22 protein-coding genes and 4 pseudogenes are annotated in these 18,985 nt (G+C 68.6%); 19 read left to right on the forward strand and 7 right to left on the reverse strand.

Features of this window, described 5'->3' with window-relative positions:
- Window positions 1-25: 25 nt before the first annotated feature.
- Window positions 26-1,390, reverse strand: a pseudogene (locus HC362_RS34995) (ATP-binding cassette domain-containing protein).
- A gap of 153 nt (window positions 1,391-1,543) precedes the next feature.
- Between HC362_RS34995 and HC362_RS32950 the strand changes: the two are divergent.
- Both HC362_RS32950 and HC362_RS32955 read left to right on the forward strand, forming a co-directional pair.
- Entirely contained in the window at window positions 1,544-2,209 is a 666-nt protein-coding gene (locus HC362_RS32950) for a TetR/AcrR family transcriptional regulator (protein WP_243088002.1), read from the forward strand.
- A gap of 171 nt (window positions 2,210-2,380) precedes the next feature.
- Window positions 2,381-2,803 carry a recombinase family protein gene (locus tag HC362_RS32955; RefSeq protein ID WP_243088003.1) on the forward strand — a complete coding sequence of 141 codons (423 nt, stop codon included), beginning with the start codon at window positions 2,381-2,383 and terminating at the stop codon, window positions 2,801-2,803.
- Window positions 2,804-2,956: 153 nt separating this feature from the next.
- Here HC362_RS32955 and HC362_RS32960 read toward each other — a convergent pair.
- A pseudogene (locus tag HC362_RS32960) lies at window positions 2,957-3,046 on the reverse strand (TetR/AcrR family transcriptional regulator); the annotation flags it as partial.
- On the opposite strand from HC362_RS32960, the pseudogene HC362_RS32965 reads away from it, so the two are divergent.
- Window positions 3,043-3,957 (forward strand): annotated as a pseudogene (locus HC362_RS32965) (PLP-dependent aminotransferase family protein); the annotation flags it as partial. The pseudogenes HC362_RS32960 and HC362_RS32965 sit on opposite strands and share 4 nt — an antisense overlap.
- Window positions 3,958-4,133: 176 nt before the next feature.
- Here the strand turns inward: HC362_RS32965 and HC362_RS32970 are convergent.
- The gene (locus tag HC362_RS32970; protein ID WP_243088004.1) at window positions 4,134-4,760 is read right to left on the reverse strand and encodes a TetR/AcrR family transcriptional regulator; all 627 of its coding nucleotides are present in this window, start codon (window positions 4,758-4,760) and stop codon (window positions 4,134-4,136) included.
- A gap of 133 nt (window positions 4,761-4,893) precedes the next feature.
- On the opposite strand from HC362_RS32970, the gene HC362_RS32975 reads away from it, so the two are divergent.
- Window positions 4,894-6,426: an amidase gene (locus tag HC362_RS32975; protein ID WP_243088005.1), complete on the forward strand. Its 1,533-nt coding sequence runs from the start codon at window positions 4,894-4,896 to the stop codon at window positions 6,424-6,426.
- 112 nt (window positions 6,427-6,538) lie between these two features.
- Here HC362_RS32975 and HC362_RS32980 read toward each other — a convergent pair whose 3' ends face one another.
- Window positions 6,539-6,976, reverse strand: coding sequence for a MerR family transcriptional regulator (locus tag HC362_RS32980; protein ID WP_243088006.1), 438 nt, complete (start codon window positions 6,974-6,976; stop codon window positions 6,539-6,541).
- 61 nt (window positions 6,977-7,037) lie between these two features.
- Between HC362_RS32980 and HC362_RS32985 the strand changes: the two genes are divergently transcribed.
- Together HC362_RS32985 and HC362_RS32990 are read left to right on the forward strand one after the other, a co-directional pair.
- A complete protein-coding gene (locus HC362_RS32985) occupies window positions 7,038-7,808 on the forward strand; it encodes a methyltransferase domain-containing protein (RefSeq protein ID WP_243088007.1) in 771 nt (256 codons plus the stop codon).
- 156 nt (window positions 7,809-7,964) lie between these two features.
- The gene (locus tag HC362_RS32990; protein ID WP_243088008.1) at window positions 7,965-8,552 is read left to right on the forward strand and encodes a GNAT family N-acetyltransferase; all 588 of its coding nucleotides are present in this window, start codon (window positions 7,965-7,967) and stop codon (window positions 8,550-8,552) included.
- On the opposite strand, the gene HC362_RS32995 is transcribed toward HC362_RS32990, so the two are convergent.
- A complete protein-coding gene (locus tag HC362_RS32995; RefSeq protein WP_243088009.1) occupies window positions 8,538-9,545 on the reverse strand; it encodes a helix-turn-helix domain-containing protein in 1,008 nt (335 codons plus the stop codon). The genes HC362_RS32990 and HC362_RS32995 overlap by 15 nt on opposite strands.
- A gap of 65 nt (window positions 9,546-9,610) precedes the next feature.
- Here HC362_RS32995 and HC362_RS33000 point away from each other — a divergent pair, with 65 nt between their 5' ends.
- From HC362_RS33000 to HC362_RS33010, 3 genes are all read left to right on the forward strand, one after another.
- Window positions 9,611-10,675 (forward strand): questin oxidase family protein, encoded by a 1,065-nt coding sequence (locus HC362_RS33000; RefSeq protein WP_243088010.1) that lies wholly within the window; start codon window positions 9,611-9,613, stop codon window positions 10,673-10,675.
- A gap of 130 nt (window positions 10,676-10,805) precedes the next feature.
- On the forward strand, window positions 10,806-10,985 hold the full coding sequence (locus HC362_RS33005; RefSeq protein WP_243088011.1) for a hypothetical protein: 180 nt from the start codon (window positions 10,806-10,808) through the stop codon (window positions 10,983-10,985).
- A gap of 1 nt (window position 10,986) precedes the next feature.
- Window positions 10,987-11,367 carry a hypothetical protein gene (locus tag HC362_RS33010; RefSeq protein WP_243088012.1) on the forward strand — a complete coding sequence of 127 codons (381 nt, stop codon included), beginning with the start codon at window positions 10,987-10,989 and terminating at the stop codon, window positions 11,365-11,367.
- A 108-nt stretch (window positions 11,368-11,475) separates the two neighbouring features.
- On the opposite strand, the gene HC362_RS33015 is transcribed toward HC362_RS33010, so the two are convergent.
- The gene (locus tag HC362_RS33015; protein WP_243088921.1) at window positions 11,476-11,877 is read right to left on the reverse strand and encodes a RidA family protein; all 402 of its coding nucleotides are present in this window, start codon (window positions 11,875-11,877) and stop codon (window positions 11,476-11,478) included.
- A 100-nt stretch (window positions 11,878-11,977) separates the two neighbouring features.
- On the opposite strand from HC362_RS33015, the gene HC362_RS33020 reads away from it, so the two are divergent.
- Entirely contained in the window at window positions 11,978-12,361 is a 384-nt protein-coding gene (locus HC362_RS33020; RefSeq protein ID WP_243088013.1) for a helix-turn-helix domain-containing protein, read from the forward strand.
- 326 nt (window positions 12,362-12,687) lie between these two features.
- On the opposite strand, the pseudogene HC362_RS33025 reads toward HC362_RS33020, so the two are convergent.
- A pseudogene (locus tag HC362_RS33025) lies at window positions 12,688-12,797 on the reverse strand (IS5/IS1182 family transposase); the annotation flags it as partial.
- Between the two features lie 223 nt (window positions 12,798-13,020).
- On the opposite strand from HC362_RS33025, the gene HC362_RS33030 reads away from it, so the two are divergent.
- Genes HC362_RS33030 through HC362_RS33070 form a run of 9 tightly spaced genes read left to right on the forward strand, consistent with a single transcriptional unit; the run spans window position 13,021 to window position 18,982 of the window.
- Window positions 13,021-13,827, forward strand: a complete 807-nt coding sequence (locus HC362_RS33030) for a hypothetical protein (protein WP_243088014.1) — start codon at window positions 13,021-13,023, stop codon at window positions 13,825-13,827.
- A gap of 22 nt (window positions 13,828-13,849) precedes the next feature.
- Window positions 13,850-15,004, forward strand: a complete 1,155-nt coding sequence (locus HC362_RS33035; RefSeq protein ID WP_243088015.1) for a hypothetical protein — start codon at window positions 13,850-13,852, stop codon at window positions 15,002-15,004.
- A 12-nt stretch (window positions 15,005-15,016) separates the two neighbouring features.
- The gene (locus HC362_RS33040; protein WP_243088016.1) at window positions 15,017-15,409 is read left to right on the forward strand and encodes a hypothetical protein; all 393 of its coding nucleotides are present in this window, start codon (window positions 15,017-15,019) and stop codon (window positions 15,407-15,409) included.
- A gap of 1 nt (window position 15,410) precedes the next feature.
- Window positions 15,411-15,695 carry a hypothetical protein gene (locus HC362_RS33045; protein ID WP_243088017.1) on the forward strand — a complete coding sequence of 95 codons (285 nt, stop codon included), beginning with the start codon at window positions 15,411-15,413 and terminating at the stop codon, window positions 15,693-15,695.
- 3 nt (window positions 15,696-15,698) lie between these two features.
- A complete protein-coding gene (locus HC362_RS33050) occupies window positions 15,699-16,196 on the forward strand; it encodes a hypothetical protein (protein WP_243088018.1) in 498 nt (165 codons plus the stop codon).
- A gap of 9 nt (window positions 16,197-16,205) precedes the next feature.
- The gene (locus tag HC362_RS33055; protein ID WP_243088019.1) at window positions 16,206-16,556 is read left to right on the forward strand and encodes a hypothetical protein; all 351 of its coding nucleotides are present in this window, start codon (window positions 16,206-16,208) and stop codon (window positions 16,554-16,556) included.
- Window positions 16,553-18,232, forward strand: a complete 1,680-nt coding sequence (locus tag HC362_RS33060; protein WP_243088020.1) for a hypothetical protein — start codon at window positions 16,553-16,555, stop codon at window positions 18,230-18,232. Before HC362_RS33055 ends, HC362_RS33060 begins: the two co-directional genes overlap by 4 nt.
- Window positions 18,232-18,576, forward strand: coding sequence for a hypothetical protein (locus HC362_RS33065; protein WP_243088021.1), 345 nt, complete (start codon window positions 18,232-18,234; stop codon window positions 18,574-18,576). The genes HC362_RS33060 and HC362_RS33065 overlap by 1 nt, the downstream gene beginning before the upstream one ends.
- Before the next feature lie 7 nt (window positions 18,577-18,583).
- Window positions 18,584-18,982 (forward strand): hypothetical protein, encoded by a 399-nt coding sequence (locus tag HC362_RS33070; RefSeq protein ID WP_243088022.1) that lies wholly within the window; start codon window positions 18,584-18,586, stop codon window positions 18,980-18,982.
- The last annotated feature ends 3 nt before the right edge of the window (window positions 18,983-18,985 follow it).

The following is an 18,985-nucleotide window of genomic DNA, read 5'->3' on the forward strand; positions in this document are numbered from 1 at the left end:
GGATATTCGCGGGTCTGTCAGGACCTCAGGCCCTGGCGGCGGACGTCACCGTCGCCCGCACGGCCAGGTGAGCGCCCTGCCAGCGCCGACGCAGTCGGCGGTCGTGGCTGACGATGACGAGGGCGCCGTCGTACCCGGTCAGGGCAGTCTCCAGCTCTTCGACGAGCGCGGGCGACAGATGGTTGGTGTGTTCGTCGAGCAACAGGACGTCTGACGGCTCGCTGAGCAGCCGCGCCAGGGCCAGACGCTGCCGCTGCCCGGTGGACAATCGGCAGACCGGCACCGTGAGGTGGTCGCGGTCGAACAGGCCGAGGGGTAGCAGTCGTTCGGCGTGCCCGGCGGCTCCCCCCCCCGCCCGTCCACGGGCGAAGGCGGCAAGGACGGTCTCGTCCGGCTCCCCGGGGCGCGGCGCCTGGGGAGGTAGCCGACCCTGCCGTGGCGGGTGACACCTCCGCCGTCGGGGGCGTCCTCCCCGGCCAGGACGCGGAGTAAGGTGCTCTTGCCCGCTCCGTTCGGCCCCGTGATCAGCAGGCGCTCGCCCGCAGTGAGGGTCAGGCTCGTGCGGTCGAGCCGGTCCGTGACGGCGATGTCGGCGGCGTCGAGTACGGCGCCCTGCGGGCTGCTGGTTGCCGTCCTTCAACGCACGGCCGGGGGCCACGTGGCGGGCGGTGGTCGCGGCGGCCACGCGGAGCCGGTCGGCGTCCACCTCGAGGAGGCTGGCGGCGAAGCGTTCGAGGCAGTCCCGCTCGTGGGAGACCGCCACCGTGGTGCCCTGGCGGGTGCGCACGTGTTCTTCCGGCCAGCTCAGGGCGCTGTCGTCGAGGTGGTTGGTCGGCTCGTCAAGGAGCAGCACCTCCGGCGCGGCCGCCAGGACGGCCGCGAGCCGCAACCTGACCCGCTCTCCACCGGACAGGGCGCCCACGGTGCGGTCACGGCCCACCAGACCCAGGCCGAGACCGTGCAGGGCACGCTCCACGCGGGCGTCGGCGTCGTAGCCGCCGCGCAGCTCGAAGACGGTCATCAGTTCGCCGTACTCGGCCATGCCCGACTCATCGCCGTCGGACATCGCGGCCTCGAGGCGGCGCATGCGCCGCTCGACGGCGCGTAGATCACTCAGGGCACGGTCGATGACCTGCTGGTCGGTCGCTCGCTGCTCCTTCCGCTCGTCCTGGGCGAGATACCCGACGCCGCCGGTGGCCTGGAAGACGACCTCGCCCTGATCGGGCCGTTCACGCCCGGCGAGCAGACGCACCAAGGTGGTCTTGCCTGATCCGTTCTCACCGATGATCCCGGTGCGCTCGCCCGCGGCGAACGAGCAGGTCACCGAATCAAGGACGAGCCTGCCGTTGAAGGACTTGCTGACAGTGAGCGCGGAGATCTGTGTGGGCATGCGGGGACTCCAAAGCATTCGAGAGTGAGACGGCCGTCAAGGGCCGTGCGGCCGGACGAACGCTTTGGATGAGCATCGATCACTCCACTAGTGCGACAGCTGCTGATTTAAGATGGTGCCACAACGCCGTCCCCATGATCAATCGGACTACCTGTGACGACTCCCGCGCCCTCAGAACAAGAACAAGAACCGGCAGGCACCCGGCCGCCGCCGACCCGACGCCGCCCCGGGGGCCGCACCGCCCGTATTCGTACGCAGGTACTCGACGCGGTCCTCGCGGAGCTCGGCGAACACGGCTATGACGGGCTCACCACCGACACCGTCGCCGCTCGCGCTGGCGTGCACCGCACCACGGTGTACCGGCGCTGGGGGGACGTCGGTGGCCTGCTCGCCGACGTACTCGACGCGGCGAGCGACGACGACTGGCAGCCGCTGGACACCGGCTCCCTGGAAGGCGACCTGGCAGCACTCAACCGGGAGATCCAGACAGCCCTGACCGCAGAGCCCCCGATCGTGACGGCGCTCATCGCAGCCTCGTTCCGCTCAGAGAAGGCCGCCGACGCTCAACAGCGGCTCTGGGAGGACCGGTACGCCCGATGCGAGGTCGTCGTCAGCCGGGCTGTCCGGCGCGGCGAACTCCCACCAGGCACCAACGCCCGGCGGCTGCTCCTCACCGCCACCGCACCGCTGTACCACCAGCTGGTGCTGCTCCTCCGCACGGCACCCGACCCGCAACTGCCCAGCCATGCAGCCAGAACCGCCGCCCTCGCCGCAGCCGCCGGCGCCTTCGCCGAGCCCTCGTCAGCACGCAATGCCTGAGCGAGACTTCGCCAGCTCCGCACTGCTTGCGCGTTCGTTTCATAGGTGGTCGCTCATGAAAACCCCACCCGCCTTGCTGGAATCGCACGACTGCCCAATGTCCACTTGCGCGCCCCAACTCGCCAACGTCCTCAGTGTGCCGACCCACGCCGTACGCAAGCCGAGGCCGGGGTGACCCGGGTCTTCTCTGAGAGAAGCTCCACCCGTGCCACCCGGCGCCCCGAACTGGAGGCCGCCGTCAAGCTCGCCGGGGAGATCCGCTCCTCCGACGTCGCCGTCACTCTCGTCGTCCACGAGCACAAATGGCTCGGCCGTGGCACCGAACTCGCCATGCTCACCGAGGAGCTCAAGACGAGCGACGTCGGCCTGGAGTTCCTCACCGGAGAGCTGAAGGGCTCGCACGGCCCGTCCGGCATCGTGTTCACCGTGCTCGCGGCCATGTCCGGCATGGAGCGCGAGTACCTACGCGACCAGGAGGTGAGCCTGCGCGACATCGCCACGGGCGCGAAGAAGGGCCAGCACTCCTCGCCCGCCACCGTCATGCGAATGCTGCGTGAACACGACGAGCAGGCCGCCACGGCGGCGAGTGCGTGATCACCGCTACTTTGCGGCTGATGTCTGAGCTAGGACTCCGGGCCGATACACGGAGATGCCCAGTTCACGGCCTTCTGCAACACGCTTTGAGGGCTGTCCCGTAAGTGACCTTCCACGTCTCGGTTTCGCGCCTCATCGTCCACACCGGATGCATCAGGCGACCAGGCCGGCGCTGATCAGCCAGATGTGTTCCCAGGTCGAGGACGCCTTTTGCAGATTCTCCCGGGATTCCTGTGACTGGTGTACGCGCCGCTCCGGACCGGATCGTGATCTGCTCCGGCTTCGCCCACGGGCTGGAGCTGCTGAGCAGCGTGCTGAACGGTCCAGTCGCGGTGGAGTCGTACGGACTGGACTTCCACCGGAGCATCATCGACAAGGCAGGTCTGCGCACCGTTCCGCTGACGGTCGACTCGTACGGGGCACGCATCGACGAACTCCCGGAAACCGGCGCCAGGGCCGTGCTGCTCACGCCCGCCCACCAGTTCCCCACCGGCGGGCCGCTCCACCCCGAACGCCGGGCAGCGGTCATCGACTGGGCCCGCTCCTCCGGCGGGCTGCTCGTGGAGGACGACTATGACGGCGAGTTCCGCTACGACCGGCAGCCGGTCGGCGCGGTGCAAGGTCTCGACCCCGACCGGGTCGTCTACCTCGGCTCGACCAGCAAGAGCCTGTCACCAGCACTGCGGCTCGGCTGGATGGTGCTGCCGGGATGGCTCGTCGACGACATCCTCGCAGCCAAGGGGCCTCGGGAAATGTGGTCGGGCGTCGTCGATCAGCTCACCCTCGCCGACTTCATCGCCTGCGGAGCGTACGACCGTCACCTGCGCCGCATGCGGCAGCACTACCAGCGCCGCCGCGACCTGCTGGTGAGCGCGCTCGCCGAAAGCGCCCCGCACATCGCGGTCAGCGGTATCGCGGCAGGACTGCACGCCGTCCTCGAACTGCCGGAGAACACCGAGGACGCGGCCCTGCGCGCGGCCCGTCGCCACGGCCTGGCCGTCGACGGACTGCATCCCTACCGTCACCCCGACAGCACGATGCCACTCCGGGACGGCCTGGTCATCGGATACGGCACCCCACCGGACCACGCTTTCACGGCCGCGCTGGACGCGCTGAGCCTGGCCCTGCCCGGCCCGCCGCTGGACGACCGATGACAGACGCCACCACGCCACTCCGCGACAGGGAGAGCCGCGCTCGCCGTTGACGTCCGGTTCGACGCCCCGCGCCCTTGAACCTGGATGACCTCGCACCGGCCCACCGAGCGTTCAGGTGTTGTGCGGTCGCGGGGTGTCCGCGGTCGGTTGTCGACCGGTTCTGAAACGCGAGGCTGTCAGCCGGTGGTCGGCCGGGATGCGCCGAGCGGGGAGTGGTGCCGATCCACGATCCCCTCGACGATTCTCATCAGGCGGTCTCCCGCTTGATCGATGCTTCCGTTCTGCGTGCTGACCTGCGCGCCTTCGAGTACGAAGGTGATCTCGGCTGCGGCCTGCTCGGGGTCGGGCAGCCCGGCCTCGGCACACATGGCGACCAGTCTGCGGGTCTGGTGGGCCTTGTGCTTCTCGATCACTTCCCGTGCGGGATGGGAACGGTCGGGCAGTTCGGCCAGGGAGTTGATGAACGGGCAGCCCCGGTGCGAGATGGAAGGCAACCCCTCGGCGATGAAGCGGGCCAAGCCCAGGATCTGCTCCCTGGGCCGGCCGGGGTATTCCGTCTGGACCCGGTCGAAGGCCGCCTGGTAGTCGGCGGCGAGGATCCGCAACCACTCCGCGACCAGCGCGTCCTTGGTTTCGAAGTGCCGGTAGATCGCCATCTTGGTGGTCTCGGCCCTCTCGGCGATCGCCTGGACACCCACTCGCCGGATTCCCTCGCTTTGGAAGAGCTCTTCCGCCGCGTCGAGGATGCGCTCACGAGGCGGCAGTTTCGCCACCCTGCCCGGCCTTCTGGTGGTCGATGCCATGCCTACTCCGTGACGTCCGGTCGGGGGTGCGGGGACGTTGTCCCACCGCTCCTATGATACCAAGCAGTCCCGCATGATACCGATGGGTATCGTCAGGGACTCAGCAGTATCGTGCAATCCGCTGGGAGTGAGAGTGAGAGTTACCGAGTACGTGAACTTCGACGCGGTCGGGCTCGCGGAACTGGTGGCCAAGGGCGAGGTGACCCCCGCCGAACTGCAAGCAGCCGCACGCGAGGCCGCGCAGGCGGTCAATCCGCAGATCAACGCCATCGTGGAGACATGGCCGACCGACGACGAGCCCGACCCCGGCGGCGCGCCGCTGGCCGGAGTCCCTTTCCTGATCAAGGACATCGGAGTCTCCATGGCCGGTCGGCGCATGGAACTGGGCAGCCGCCTTGCGGCCGGCAACGTCGCGCGCGCCGACTCCTCCCTGATGCAGCGCTTCCGTCGCGCCGGCCTCGTGACGTTCGGGCGTACCGCGACACCAGAGATGGCTTACAGCATCACCACCGAACCTGTGCTGTACGGCGCGACCCGCAACCCGTGGAACCTGGAGCGGAGTGCGGGAGGATCCAGCGGGGGCGCGGGCGCGGCTGTCGCCGCCGGGGTTGTCCCGATCGCACACGGCACCGACGCCGCCGGCTCGCTCCGTATCCCCGCCGCCTGTAACGGCCTCTTCGGGTTGAAGCCCACCCGTGGCCGGGTCTCCATGGGTCCCGACTTCGACGAGGTCTTCAGCGGCCTGGCCGTGCACGGCAGCGTCAGCCGCACCGTACGCGACAGTGCGGCCCTGCTCGACCAGATCCGCGGCCCGGAACCGGGCGACCCCTACTTCGCCCAGCAGCCGTCCCGGCCGTATGCGGAGGAGGTCACCCGCCATCCGGGCTCGCTGCGGATCGGTGTCCTCACCCAGGCTTGGGGCGGACGCCGCACCACCGCACCGGTGGCCGACGCCCTCTCTCGCACCGTGCGGCTGCTCGAATCGCTCGGCCACCAGGTGGAGGAGGCCGAGGTCGACCTCGGGGCCGACTGGGACGAGTACGTCCTGGCGAACGCGCGTCTGTTCACAACGAACCTCGCGGCCACGGTGGACGAGCTGGCTACCGCCTTCGACCGGCCCATCGACTCCTCAACCCTCGAACCGATAACCCTTGCCGGATACCACTACGGGCAGCGGGTCAGCGGCGCCCAGTTCATCACCGCACTCACGATCCGCAACCGGGTCGCCCGGAGCCTGGCACAGCACTTCGACGCCCACGACGTACTGCTCACTCCGACCCTGCCGGAGCTTCCCGCACCAGTGGGCACCTATACCGAGCGCGAAGAGGAGCTGGACGGCCTCGGCTGGATCGACCGCGTCTTCGACCGCTCGCCGTTCACCATGCCGTTCAACACGGCGGGCACGCCCGCCATGTCCGTGCCGGTGACGGCCGACACTGAGACCGGGGTTCCGATCGGTATGCAGTTCGCCGCCGGATACGGCCTCGAGAGCCGCCTCTTCCGCCTCGCCGGCCAACTCGAACAGGCAAGCCCATGGTCGGGTCGTATCCCCCCGGTGTGGGCAGGGAATCACACGGGACGCTGCGGAACTCCCTCAGCGAGCCGGGGAGCCCGGATCGTGCAGGGGCCACAGATGCCCTCTCTACCGCAGGGGACGCCCAGTTGATGCGGGTGGTGTTCCCAGGGGGCCGCAGTGGCCAATGCAGTTGCCTTGGCCGTGCCGTCTCATGAGGTTGGTGTCACGGCCGTGATCACTAGCTCCCCGGTCGACTCCGTGCTCAATCGTCCCGCGAGACAGGCGGGTTCCCGCCTCGCGCCCGCGCGTGCGCCGGCACCCGGGAGCCGACCCGCTCGGCGATGAGCCGCTGGTAGTTCGGGCACTGGGTGACATCCTCGTGCGCGCAGTTCAGGCCGCCCTCGATGAGCTCCAATGAGACCTGGGCCGCAGCGATTCTTGATCGGAGCTCCTCGGCCTCGGCACGCAGGACCTTGTGCCGGGTGGCGCGGTCGACAGTGGCGGACAGGCTCCTGATGGTGTCCAGGCTGAGGCCGGCTTCCTTGGAAAGGAGGATTATCGCCACCCGGGTGAGGTCGTCCGCACCGTAGCGGCGGCGCCCGCCCGCGTCCCGTGCCGGGTGCAGCAGGCCCATCGACTCCCAATGCCGCAGGACGTGCGTGGCCAGACCGAACCGTGCCGCAAGGGCGCCAATGCTCATCGCACCGACGCTGCTGGCGTCGCTTGACTTCATGCCGACATTAAGTCGCAGCCTTGCGTCCATGTCCAAGAACCAGGAAGCGGTGGAAGAGCACCGCGACACCCAGGCCATGCTGGCCGTCCTCGACGCGGCGGACCAGATACCGAGCGCCACCCGGCTACGGGCCCGCTCCTACGAACTGCTGTCTCCCGTCCCGGGCTCGACTGTTGTGGACGTCGGCTGCGGCGCCGGACGCGCCGTTGCCGAGCTGGCCGAGCGCGGGGTCCACGCGGTGGGCGTGGACCCCGACTCGTGGATGCTGACAGCGGCTCGGGAACGATGGTCCACGGCCGAGTTCCACCAAGCAGGGGCGGAAGAGCTGCCGTTCGCCGACGGAAGCGTGCGCGGCTACCGCGCCGACAAGGTCTTCCACGTACTTCAGGATCCACACAGCGCGGTGGCGGAGGCGCGACGTGTCCTCTGCCCAGGCGGCAGGATCGTCCTGGTCGGGCAGGACTGGGACGCCATCATGATCGACTCGGACGACGCGGAGCTCACCCGCACGATCGTGCACGCCCGAGCCGACCTCCTGGGCACACCCCGCGCCGGCCGCCAGTACCGCAACCTGCTCCTGGACGGTGGCTTCGACGACGTCACCGTCGAGGTGCACACCAGCGTGTTCACCGACCCCGTGATGCTGTCGCTGCTCACCAGGCTCGCCGAGCCGGCCTGTATGAGCGGCGCCGTCGACCGTGATCAGGCCGACGAGTGGCTCGCCGAGCAGCGCAGGCGCGCCGAGGGCGACCGCTTTCTCCTCGCCATTCCGTTCTTCGTGGCCGCCGCCTCCGCCTAGGAGCCGTCCGGCCACCCGCGGATGCTCCTGGGCGTCGCCGACCGGGGGGCTCTACCGTCCTCGCCGGCCTTGACGGCCCGCGCCTGCTTCGCTCCGCTGCCCGGCACCACACCACCTCACCGGCGCACGTACGTGCCACAACGAAGGAGAGCAAGGATGACCGATCCCGCACCCACCGCCAACGGCCGTCTGCCTGCCGCCGTGAGCATCACCGGCCTGGGTCTGCAGTTGCGGGAGTGGGACGATGCGGATGCGCCGGTGATGGTGGAGTTGTTCGACGAACCCCAGGTCGACCGGTGGACACCCCTGCACCACCCGTTCGATCCGGCCGCTGCCCGCGCCTATCTGGAGCAGGCCCGCACCCGCCGTGCCGAGGGCCGCAGCATCCAGCTGGCCATCACCAGCGACGGGCATACCGCGCTCGGCGAGATCCTGTTGTTCGTCGCCGGCCCCGACGGGCCCACGCAGGGCGGCCCGTACGCCGAACTGGCCTACGCCGTCGGCATCCGTTACCGGCGGCAGCACCTGGCCACCCGCGCGGTACAGCTGATGACCGACTACGCCTACCAGGCCCTGGCCCTGCAGCAGGTCATCTTGCGTATCAACCCCGACAACGCGGCCAGTACGGCTGTGGCCTGCGCCACCGGCTTCCACCTCACCAACGCCGCCCCGATCACCAGGGGCCGCTCCGGGCCACTACTGACCTGGCGCCACCAGGCCCCCGGAGTCCTACGGGACGCCTGAGTCCTGGCCGTGTACGAGTTGGTCGCCGAGCCGGGTGCGCTGGTAGAGCACGGACCGGCCGTCGCGTCGGGAAGTGAGGATGGCCGCGGCCTGAAGTGTTTTGAGGTGTGCGTTGAGAGTTGGTGCGGTGAGAGCGAGCTGCGCCGCGAGCTGGGTGGTGGACATGGGGAGCTCCAGAGTGGCAAGGATCGCTGCCTTGGTCTTGCCGACGACGGCGGCCAGGGGTGAGGACTTCACGTCCGGTGCCGATTCCCACATCGGGCCGAGTCCGCGCGGCGAGTAGGTGAGGCGAGGCTGAGGGTCAGCAGTGCGTACCAGCACGTCTGGCCACGCGAACACGCATGGCGTGAGCAGCAGTCCGCGGCCACGCAGCTGGGCACGGCCGTCGTAGTACTTGACGATTGCGAGCTTCTCGCCGCGCATGGCCACGGAGGGGTGCAGCGTGGCGAACAGCCGGGCTGCCCCGGCGGAGGCGAGTTCCTCCAGCCTGTGCGCGAGGTCGGCCTGGAGGAGCGCGTGGATTCGGGGCCAGTGCGGTGCGAGCGCGACCTGCGAGTAGGCGGCGAGTTCGGTAGTGATCCGCTCGATGGCACGTGACGTATCGGCCAGCAGCTCTCGCATCAGCGCGGCCCGGCGCTGGTGGCCTGGCCCCTGTTGTGCGGTGCGATGTCCGGCCAAGTGGGCCAGCTCCGCGGAGATGATGGCGGGGTCGGTGCGGGCGATCTGCTCGAGGCCGGCGTCGAGGTCGCCGGTACGGCCCCGCGGGTGCGGGTTCAAGAAGTCCGGTACATACCCGATCGGGCGCACCAGCGCGGTCAGCAGCTCCATGTCCACGCCGTCGAGCCGGGAGTCCACGGACCGGAACCAAGGTCCGTGTATGCCGCTGCGGCGGCCGAGGGAGAACGTGCGGAGGCTCGTTACGACCTCGGCAACCGGAGAGAACGCGAAGTGGATCCGCAGATAGTCAGCCGGGGTGAACTCCAGCTCGATCATCCCGGAAGATTAGCCTGGAGGCTAATCGTTGGGCAGCGGAGCGCGTCGCTGTCATCTTCTTCACCATGACAGCGGCGATGGAGAACTTGCTGGCAGCTTACGAGCGGCTGAATCACATCGGGCCGGAATTCGGCGGTGATGAGGAGGGCAACAACGGTCTGACCAACCACGGGCCGATGGTGGCCGAGGTGATGGCACGACGCGGTCTCGATGTGAACATCGAGCGCTGGCTCGACGACTACGTGCCACGGCTGACCGACCTGCCCACGCCCTCCGAGCGGATCACCGTGGCCCACTGGCGCGAGGCGCTCGGTGACGCGCGCAGGATCGCCGACTGGACGGCGTTCTTCCGCGCCGAGGTTCGACGCCGTCCATGGCAGGACACGCTCGCCACGTGGTGGTCGCGGCTGCTGCCCGGCATCGCTGCGGGCTCGACACACGGCGTCATCCGCGTCGGGCATGCGGTCCGCACTCTGCGCACCGGCGTCGGCGGACCGGCCCTCGACGAACTGGCCAACGGCCTCGCGTTCTGGGCGGCGAGGTGGCGTCCGATGCCTGCCGATATCTCCGGCTCCTCCGCGCCCGGACCGGCCGCCGCGCTCGACGCGCTGCCTGAACTACCTGACCGCAGCGGGCTGATCGCACAACGGCTCACCCGGCTCACCCGGATGCCGCAGTGGCCCGCAGCGCTCGCCGCTCTGCCCGCGCCGGATGACGCCGACGGTGTGCCCGCAGCGCTGGCGGCACTCGTCGACGCCGCGACCGTGCGGTATCTGCGGATTGGGTCCCATGCGCCCGTGCTCCTGGCGCATACCGCGACCGCACCCAATGCGGTGCTGGCCTGCCTGCCTGTGCTTCCGGCCGAGATGTGGCGGGCGAGCCTGGCCGCCGCGTGGGCCGCCACGGCCGCCATCACCATCACCTACGCCGGGGCACCCGGCGATCGCTCTGCCGCGCTGCTGGACGCCGACAACCCTGCCACCATCCTGCTGGAACGGGCTGCCGACCACCGCGATGAGCACGTCATCAAGTTCGCGGACACGGCCGTCGAATCATTCGAGCGAACCGGGAACCGCGAGGCGCTCGCCGCTGCGCACTTGGCCGCCGACTTGATCGACGCGTCGCGGTGACCGCCGCTCGGGCCAGTGGCCGTCGGCCCGAAATCGTCGCGTCCGGGGAATGCGCAAGTCTCACGGAAGGCCGCCAGAATACCACCCGGGGGTATAGGGCGGAGTGTCACCGAGCGATGGAGGAGCCGAGATGTTTCTCATCGAGATCGCCTGCCCGCGCGGCGCGTTGGCCGATGACGACCGAAGAGACCTCGCCGCCGACGTGTGTCAGGTGCTGGTCGGCGCCGAAGAGGGTGTGGCGGAGGAAACCATGAGCCGTGCCCGCGCCGCTATGGGTCACGCTCACGGTGCCGGAGGCGTGGCGCGCTGAGATGCCGCGGACCGCCATCGGCATGGTGCGTCGCGGAGTGCGCCGCCTCGATCGTTCGCACGGGTGGCAGCGCCCTGAGGGGCATCTGTGGATCAACCTCGTCGGCATCGCCGACGGGAGCATCGGGATGGATGGCAAACCCGGTACCGCTGACGACGTCGTCGGCCAGATGACCGCTGGGTACCGGGCGCAGAACGAGGCCGCGAATGCCGACAGTGCCGGCCTTCCCGAAGGAGTCACGATCGACCCGATGTGCGGAATGCGCGTACGCCTGGGACGGGGGGCCTTCACTCTCGAGCACGAGGGCCGGACGATGGGTTTCTGCGCGAAGAGTTGCCGAGCGGCATACGCCCGGCAGTACGGACTGTCCGCCCCCGCCTGAGTGAGTCCTTTCCAAATCGACCCGTGTCACCGAGGTTGGAAAAGCCTCACTGCAACCGTTCCGCGCACGGAGCCCTCAGCCAGCTGTGGGAGATGCGAGGAAGAGGCCTCAAGCGGGCAGCTTCGTGTCGATGATGAAGCTGATTTCGATGAGCTGGCCGGGCATGGTCAGCTCAGTGATGCCTACGACCGTGCTGGCCGGGCGGTGGTCTCCGAAATACCTCAGGTTGCCCTCCATCGTCGCTGCGGCATTCTGCTGAAGGTTCACCAGGTACAGGGTCTGCGAGACGATCTGGTTCCGGGTGGCGCCGTAGTGGTCCAGAACTTTGTCCATGTTGACGTAGGTCTGCTTGAGCTGGGCGGCGAAGTCGCCTGCGTAGAGGAACTCGCCTGCCTCGTCGAACGAGAGCTGTCCAGAGACGTGGATCAGCTCGCCCGACTTGATCGCCTGCGAGTAGCCGAAGTCGCTCTCGGCCGGCACGTCGTAGCTGAAGGAATCAATGGTGGTCACGGTGCTCGCCCTTCCGGTCGCTCTCTTGTGGTTACTCGGGAACTGTAGGAGAGTGACGGCTGACCTGGAAGAACGCACTTTTCGGTGACTGAGGAACCTGATGGTGACCAAGCAACTGCTCAAGGACCTGCCCGAGGACGCTGACCTGCGGCGCGCAGACTCCCTGGCGCGGGAGATCTTCTCGGACGTCGCCAACAAATGGGCGCTCCTGATCATCGAGACGCTCGGCGAGCGCACCCTGCGCTTCAGCGAACTGCGGAACGAGGTCGAGGGCGTCAGCCACAAGATGCTCACCCAGAACCTGCGCATGCTGGAGCGCAATGGCCTGGTCGACCGGAAGGTGCACCCCACCGTGCCGCCGCGGGTCGAATACACCCTCACCGAGCCGGGCCGGGCCCTGCGCACCGTGGTCGACGCCATATGCGGCTGGACCCACCAGCACCTCGGCCACATCGAGAGTGCACGCCTTCGCTTCGACGCCTGACGGACACGCAGCGACACTCTCGCGCGAGGCGCCATCCGGTCCAACGGCGCCCCTCCCGCTTCCTCTCCAGATGGGGAGCCGACGTCCGTGGAGACGTGGCTGCGGCGCACAGATGCGGGCCGCACACTGCCCGCCTTCGCCTTCCTGGGCGCACCGAGTGCGTCGCGTCGCCACCTTCGCGGACAGCTCGCAGGGGTAAGCACGCTGACAAGACACACGACGCTGTCCTCGCCGCCGTCGGATAGCGTCGCTTGACATCGAGGGCTTTGAGAAACGTCGCCCCGCGTTCGGAGTCCCGGGCTCCACTGCCGCCCTTGGAGCTGCCCGTGGGCGGAATCGAGAACGGCACGGTGACGTCGATGAGGCCGACGTCATTGACCCGGTGCAGCGCCGGTTCATGCAGCCGGGCCCATCCACCCACTCTCGACCAGATGACAGACCAGCGATAGGGCTGTCGACTTCGCCTCCGCCTCACCACGCCGGACACGGGCTCAGGACAACCGACGAGACAGGTTGCCCGCCGTTGCACGGCCGATGCCTGGGATTTCCAATACTCCATCCGAAGGGTGCTGAGAGCCCGTGGCAGCCGGGATTCTTGCAACGGTTTGCACAACTATGCACCAATGAGTCCGCAAGGCCGGAACCCTTGGGCTCACCGTGTGGAGGACACGATGGGAGTCGTCCAAGACCGCGCGTTGTCCCAGCTGGCTGACACCAGGGCACTGGCCGAGCTGCTTGCTCCGCGCGCGCAATTGCTTCTCAGGCAGAGCTATGAGCTGGAACATGAGCGTATCGACTCGGTGAAGGACCTCCGGGTCACGAGCATCCGGCTCGCCCAACCGTTGCGGAGGCCCAGGCGCCGGCACGGCAGCTGGACGCAGGTGCTGCCAGCCCCGACCCGCTCCGATTTCGCGTGGGAGGTTGACGCGTCGGACCCCGAGTGGATCGACGTCCTGGCGGAGTTGGAGATCGACGTCGTCGCGGAGACCGATCCGGGGGGCTTGGAGTCACTCGTCGTCCGGGCTCTGGGCGCGTTCTCGACGCTCGACGAGTTCCGGGCTCAGTTCCGATTCCTGGACCTGGACGCCTTCATGGCCACCCATGGGCTCACCACGGTCGAGGACCTTCGAGAAGCCGGCGATTATCTGCGCATGGAGGCCAGGTTGCGCAGACCGCCGGACTTCGATCCGGCGCACCCTGCCAACAGTCACACGGTCCCTGTGACTGCCGCAGTCCTGGTGGGCGACCTCGCCGATGTCTCGGGTGTGCTGCGCGCTGCCCGCAGGATCGGCGAAGCGTCGCGTGACCGCCCGCTGCCACCCGGCGGTTTCGCGGTCCGGCGCGCGGCACACGCACTGGTCGCGGCCTTTCCCAAACCCGGGACCCCCGACCCCCAGGCACTGCCCCAAGCGCAGATCGACGCCCTCCTCACCGGTGCGGGTATCGCAGCGCTCTTCCTGACCTGACACCGGAAGGAAGCACCGTTCCATGACCGTCACTCCTGTCAGATACATCCGTGTCAAACCTCTGGTCAACCTGTTCGCTCCGGCGGTACGCGCCTATGGCAACGTGGCCATCGTCGGTACCGTCGACGAACCCTCCACGGAAGAGCCAGAAGGGCAACCCGCACCCGGAAACGCCGAAGAGCTGAAGGTCATCGACCCCAACAAAGCGACGCTCTTCACGGACGTTTCCAACGCACGGGCGCAAGCCCCCGGGAACCTGGGTGAGGCGGTGGCTCTGGCGCTCCTCCAGGAGCCGGGCCCCAGCGCCGTGTGGGGCGTCAGGCTCGATGCCGGCCAGAACCTCGACGCCGCCTTCGAGGCGGTGGCCGCGCTCGATGTCCAGTTCGTGGTGCTCGCCAACACGCCGCTCACCGGCGGTGCCACTCCCACCCCCGCGATCGTCAAACTCGCGGAGTACGTGTCGTCTCCCGCGCTGGACGGCATGGAGCGCATGGGGGTCGCGATGCTGGGCAAAGGGGACTTCGATCCCACGGTGGTCGCGGGCACGCTGAGCACCGAGCGCATGATCTATGTGGCGCACAAGAGCGCGGACGACGTCGCCGCAGCCGTCGCCGGAACCATCGCCGGCTATGAGCCGCACGTCTCCATGCTGCTCAAGAAAGTCAAAGTGAGGTCCGAGCCCTTCACAGCTCAGGAACTGCTCACACTCAACGGGACCGAGACCCCGGACGGTGGTCCGGCCGGTAGGGGCGTCAACTGGCTGGTCAATCCACCGCTGATCCCCGGAGAGGGCATCTACCTGGGCGAGGGCTACACCGGAGCCTCCGACCCGAAGGAAAAGAAGTACATCGACATCGTCCGCACCGTCGATGACATCACCTTCCGGCTCAAAGCCCAGCTCATCCAGACCATCGGAAGCCTCCGCATCAGTCGGTCGGGGGTGCGGGCACTGGTGGCGGAGACCGAGGCGGTGCTGGAACCCCTGCGCCGCCGTGAGGTCATCGAGGGCTACGACATCGTCGTTCCCGCGCTGACCCTGCTGGACAAGCCGCAGCTCTCCGCCACGGAGCAGAAGCTGCTCGACGAGATCAAACGCAAGCGCGCCGTCGAGGTGATGGTGCAGGTCGTCTACGCGGGGGCGATTCACCGACTCAACATCACGCTCAGGTTCGAATAAGGAGCCGGCCCCATGTCTGATTGGAACACCCGGCTGGAAGTCAAGCTCGGTGGTCGCACCATCACTCCGATCACCAACTTCTCCCCGTCGTTCAATGTCCCCCACACGGTTGTCCACAGTCTTGAGGAGGATGGCGTCGGCTATGTCCGCCAGCCGTTCACCTTCACCTTCACCCTGACCATTCCGGCTGTTGCCACCGCGGTCGCCGATCTCACCGAACTCGCGGTCAGCGGCGGTGAATTCGCCATCGCGGTGGCCGAGAAGCAGGGCACTGACTGGACCTTCTCGTCGATGAAGTTCTCTCGGTGCGTGGTGAGCGCCGCCCAGCCCAGCACGGTCACCGTCGACGGGGCACCCCAGGCCACCTTCACCTGCATGGCGCTCAACGTCGGTGTGGAGGACTGAGATGGTGACGGACGGAGAGGACCCGTTCACGGAACCGGCAGCCCCCGGCGCCGGCGGCCGGTTTGTTGAGCAGACCGGCATCGCACTGGTCCACGAAGGTGAGTTCATCGCCCCTGCGCCCGGCAGCGAGGCCGCAGTATCCCGCGAGGCCGGAGCCGGCACAGTGGTCAACTATCACTTTCCGGTCGAGGTGGAGGTCGTCGGTCGGCTCGGGGACCACCATGTCCGGCAGATCGCGGAGCATGTCTTCACCGAGCTCGACCGCGAACTCGGCAGCCGGGCGTGAACCATGGCCGACAAGGTGCTCGTCGGCACGGTTCCCCTCCTCTGCGTACAGAGCATCACCATGACCGAGGGATACCGGGTCGAACGCATCCTGGGCAGCAGGTTCTCGCAGGCCACCCAGCCCTCGGCTAAGACCATCGTCATCGACGCGATCCTGCTCGGTCCGGATCGGTTCAAGGTCAAGAAGGACCTGGAGAACCTGGCACTGACGTCCCGGGCGCTGCTGGCCGCCGCCGCCCCGGCTCTGGCGGTCACCGGCATTCCGGTCGTCTGCGGACTGACTCTCAGTCTCGACATGCAGATCACCGATCTCCGGTTCACCCAGAGTGTGCAGAAGCGGGATGCGTTCGACCTCTCGATAACGCTTCAGCACGTGCCTCGCTCAAGTCTCACCGCGCTCCTGGGTGAGCTGGCCGACCTGGCGCTGGCCCCGGGCAGCGCCGCCCTTCCCGGCGTTCCCGCACCCGGACCCGTTCCCCGTTCACCCGGCCCATCCCTGTGAGGAGGACAGATGCGGCTGAGCCTGCCGGTCAACGCTGACGAGGGATTCCCCCAGAGCTTCCGGCTGCGCTTCGGTGACCGGATGTACCGGATCGAGCTGTACGTCAACGCTGACGAGGAGACGGTCTCCGCCGGGGGCGTCCTGGACCTGCTCGGTACCGGGCCGTTCCTGGTGGTGACCGTGGCCAGGGAGGATCCGGCCGGACTGGTGCCGCTGGTACGACGCAAGGTGGTGCGAAATCTGCCCTGCCCGGCGGGCGAGTTGGAGCTGACCTTCCACGAGGCCAAAGTAGATGTGCGCAACCTCAACGGGGCCGGCGGCTTCGGCTCCACAGTGCTCGCGGGGGTGGGACCGCGGTGAGTTTCGCCATCCGCTACACCCTGACCGTGGATGAGGAGAAACCCGCTGACCGGGGGCTGCTTGCTGCCGTCGCCGCGGCGGTCCCGCTGCCGGGCCTGGCGGCACTGCCGCTCACCGCATCCAATGACGTGTTCGGCGGTGCGCTGATCCTCGACGCCGACATCACCCTCACCATGAGCGAAGGAGCGGTCGCCTCGTCCTTCGACGTCGTGCTGACTGGCGTGCCCGGCGAGACCATCGACCTGCTGAGGTCGAAAGTCGCATCGGCCCCGCTCACGGCCACCTTCAACCTCGGCTACTTCGACGAGCCGGGCACCGGCAGCCGTCCCGTGATGGCAGGCCGCGTCATTCGGATCACCTCCTGGGTGGCCGAGGACGGTCTCAGCCGGGTACGGCTCACCGGCCAGGAGGCGGGCGGTTACGCACTGCGCACCACGCCGGCCGCCGTGCATCAGGCCGCCTCCAGTACTGCCGGTGAATTCGCCGAGCGGATCGTCAAGGAAGCGGGACTCACCCTGGCCGACGGCTCCCGGCTGGCCGCCTCGCTGGAGGACCACACAGTCCGCGATCCGTCAGCACTGGCCGCGTTGCGGGATCTGGCCGCGACCGTGCCCGCCGCGGTCGTCATCCGTGACCGGCGGGTGTACCTGGGGCCGGCGGTAGGGGCGGACGACCCGGCGCCCGTGCCGTTCGACCCGGAGCTCAACCTCGTCTCCTACGGTGATGCACAGGGCGAGGACTTGGTGGTGGTGGCCCCCGGCGAGGAAACGCCACCCGTGCGGACCTCGATGAACCTGGTGGTACTCGGCCATCCCGATCTCCGAGCAGGCCAGCAGGTCACGCTCCGGAATGTCGAGGGAGCGCCCGCCGGGCCCCTGCGCATCACCAGAGTGGTGCACCGCTTCAGCGGCCGGAGCGGCTATGTGTGTGAGGTGCAGGTGGCCGCTGCACGCCCTGGTGAGCCGGCTGAAGTAGCCGACGGCGTGCGGAGCGTCGCCGACCGGCTGGAGGTGGGGGCGGAGCGGGAACGCCGGGCCCGGCCCGCGATCGACGTCGGAGAGATCACCACCTACCGTGCCCGCGGCCACCAGGTGACCCTGAAGTACGGCCAGTCACCGCCTTCCTCGCAGACGGCCCCCAGCGTCTCCGGGGCCATCGGAGACGAGACCCTGGTGGACAAACCGGTTGCCGCGCCGTTCGCGTTCGGTCCCTGCGGGCTGATGACGCCGGTCTACCCGGGTATGCGCGCGCTGTTGGCGCACAACCGCAACCTGGTCAACGACGCCGCGGTGGTGGGCTACCTGTGGCCCCGTACGCCCGGTGCCCGCGCCCCCGAACCCCGGCCCGGCGACCACTGGTTGTCCCTGCCGACCCGGCTCGGCGCCGACGGCATGCCCACCGGGCCGGGCGTCAACGACCTTACCGACGCGAGCGGCGGCAGGGTGGTGCAGGCCAGAGGTCTTCGCGTCTCCGTCGGCACCCCGGCGCTGCCCCCGGTCGGCAACCGCCCCGACCCCCCAGCCGACGACAGCATCACGATCGAGCACCACACCGGCGCGGTCATTTCGGTGGACACCGCCGGAACCGTCACCGTCAGCACGAAGGGAAATTCGATCATGCTCACCAACGGGGCCGTGAAGCTGTCCCTCGAGGGCACCTCGGTCCAGGTGAAGTGATGCCGCACGTCCTGACCACCGACGCGGTGATCACCTGCGTGCACGGCGCCAAGGTCGTCGTCCATCCGTCGCAGTCATCCCTGACCGTGCACGGCCGACCGGTGCTGCTGGTCAGCGATCTGCTTGCCGCGACCGTCCCGGCCTGCCCCAACACGGACACCAGCAAAGGCCAGGTGCCCTGCATCAAGGTCACGGCGCTGGCCGACGGTGCCAGCACCCGGCTCTCGGTGCGCGGCACCCCCGTGGCCCTGGCCACCGCCAGGGGCACCACCCAGGGCCTGCCCGTCGTGCCCCCGATGTGGCAAGTCCGCTCGCCGGGCCAGACGACCCTGAGCGCGGAGTGAGGAGCCGATGGAACCCCTAGGACACAGCCTGTTGCTGGAGGACGGCGACCTGGTGGTACGGGACGGGGCGCTGGCCCAGGTGCGAGGCACGGCGAATCTCCTGCAGTCGCTCAGTCTGCGGCTGCTCACCCCCTACGGCTCCGACCGGTTCAACCACCGCTACGGGCTGAGTGCCGGAGAGACCTTCACCCGCCCCGGCAGTGTCCGGGAGGCGCAAGAACTCTTGCGTCTGGAAGTCGTCCGCACTCTCGCCGCCGATCCTCGGGTCCGAGAGGTGGTGGGGGTGGTCTTCGCTCCGGGCCGTGACACCGGCGGCAGAGCCGACCGCCGTGCCTGGACGGTGGCGGTCACGGTGGAGACCGTCGACGGCCGGACCGCAGCCCTGTCAGCCGATTTGAAGGTGTGAAAC

Origin of the sequence: Streptomyces sp. 891-h, from assembly GCF_022760275.1 — a bacterium.
Classification (GTDB): domain Bacteria; phylum Actinomycetota; class Actinomycetes; order Streptomycetales; family Streptomycetaceae; genus Streptomyces; species Streptomyces spirodelae.

Coding starts and splice junctions, on each gene's coding strand:
- HC362_RS32970 (WP_243088004.1), bottom strand. CDS start 4,760: ATGGCATCGACCACCAGAAGGCCGGGCAGGGTGGCGAAACTGCCGCCT.
- HC362_RS33050 (WP_243088018.1), top strand. CDS start 15,699: ATGGCCGACAAGGTGCTCGTCGGCACGGTTCCCCTCCTCTGCGTACAG.
- HC362_RS32990 (WP_243088008.1), top strand. CDS start 7,965: ATGACCGATCCCGCACCCACCGCCAACGGCCGTCTGCCTGCCGCCGTG.
- HC362_RS33070 (WP_243088022.1), top strand. CDS start 18,584: ATGGAACCCCTAGGACACAGCCTGTTGCTGGAGGACGGCGACCTGGTG.
- HC362_RS33045 (WP_243088017.1), top strand. CDS start 15,411: ATGGTGACGGACGGAGAGGACCCGTTCACGGAACCGGCAGCCCCCGGC.
- HC362_RS33010 (WP_243088012.1), top strand. CDS start 10,987: ATGCCGCGGACCGCCATCGGCATGGTGCGTCGCGGAGTGCGCCGCCTC.
- HC362_RS32985 (WP_243088007.1), top strand. CDS start 7,038: ATGTCCAAGAACCAGGAAGCGGTGGAAGAGCACCGCGACACCCAGGCC.
- HC362_RS33005 (WP_243088011.1), top strand. CDS start 10,806: ATGTTTCTCATCGAGATCGCCTGCCCGCGCGGCGCGTTGGCCGATGAC.
- HC362_RS33000 (WP_243088010.1), top strand. CDS start 9,611: ATGACAGCGGCGATGGAGAACTTGCTGGCAGCTTACGAGCGGCTGAAT.
- HC362_RS33040 (WP_243088016.1), top strand. CDS start 15,017: ATGTCTGATTGGAACACCCGGCTGGAAGTCAAGCTCGGTGGTCGCACC.
- HC362_RS33055 (WP_243088019.1), top strand. CDS start 16,206: ATGCGGCTGAGCCTGCCGGTCAACGCTGACGAGGGATTCCCCCAGAGC.
- HC362_RS33020 (WP_243088013.1), top strand. CDS start 11,978: ATGGTGACCAAGCAACTGCTCAAGGACCTGCCCGAGGACGCTGACCTG.
- HC362_RS33065 (WP_243088021.1), top strand. CDS start 18,232: ATGCCGCACGTCCTGACCACCGACGCGGTGATCACCTGCGTGCACGGC.
- HC362_RS33035 (WP_243088015.1), top strand. CDS start 13,850: ATGACCGTCACTCCTGTCAGATACATCCGTGTCAAACCTCTGGTCAAC.
- HC362_RS32980 (WP_243088006.1), bottom strand. CDS start 6,976: ATGAGCATTGGCGCCCTTGCGGCACGGTTCGGTCTGGCCACGCACGTC.
- HC362_RS32995 (WP_243088009.1), bottom strand. CDS start 9,545: ATGATCGAGCTGGAGTTCACCCCGGCTGACTATCTGCGGATCCACTTC.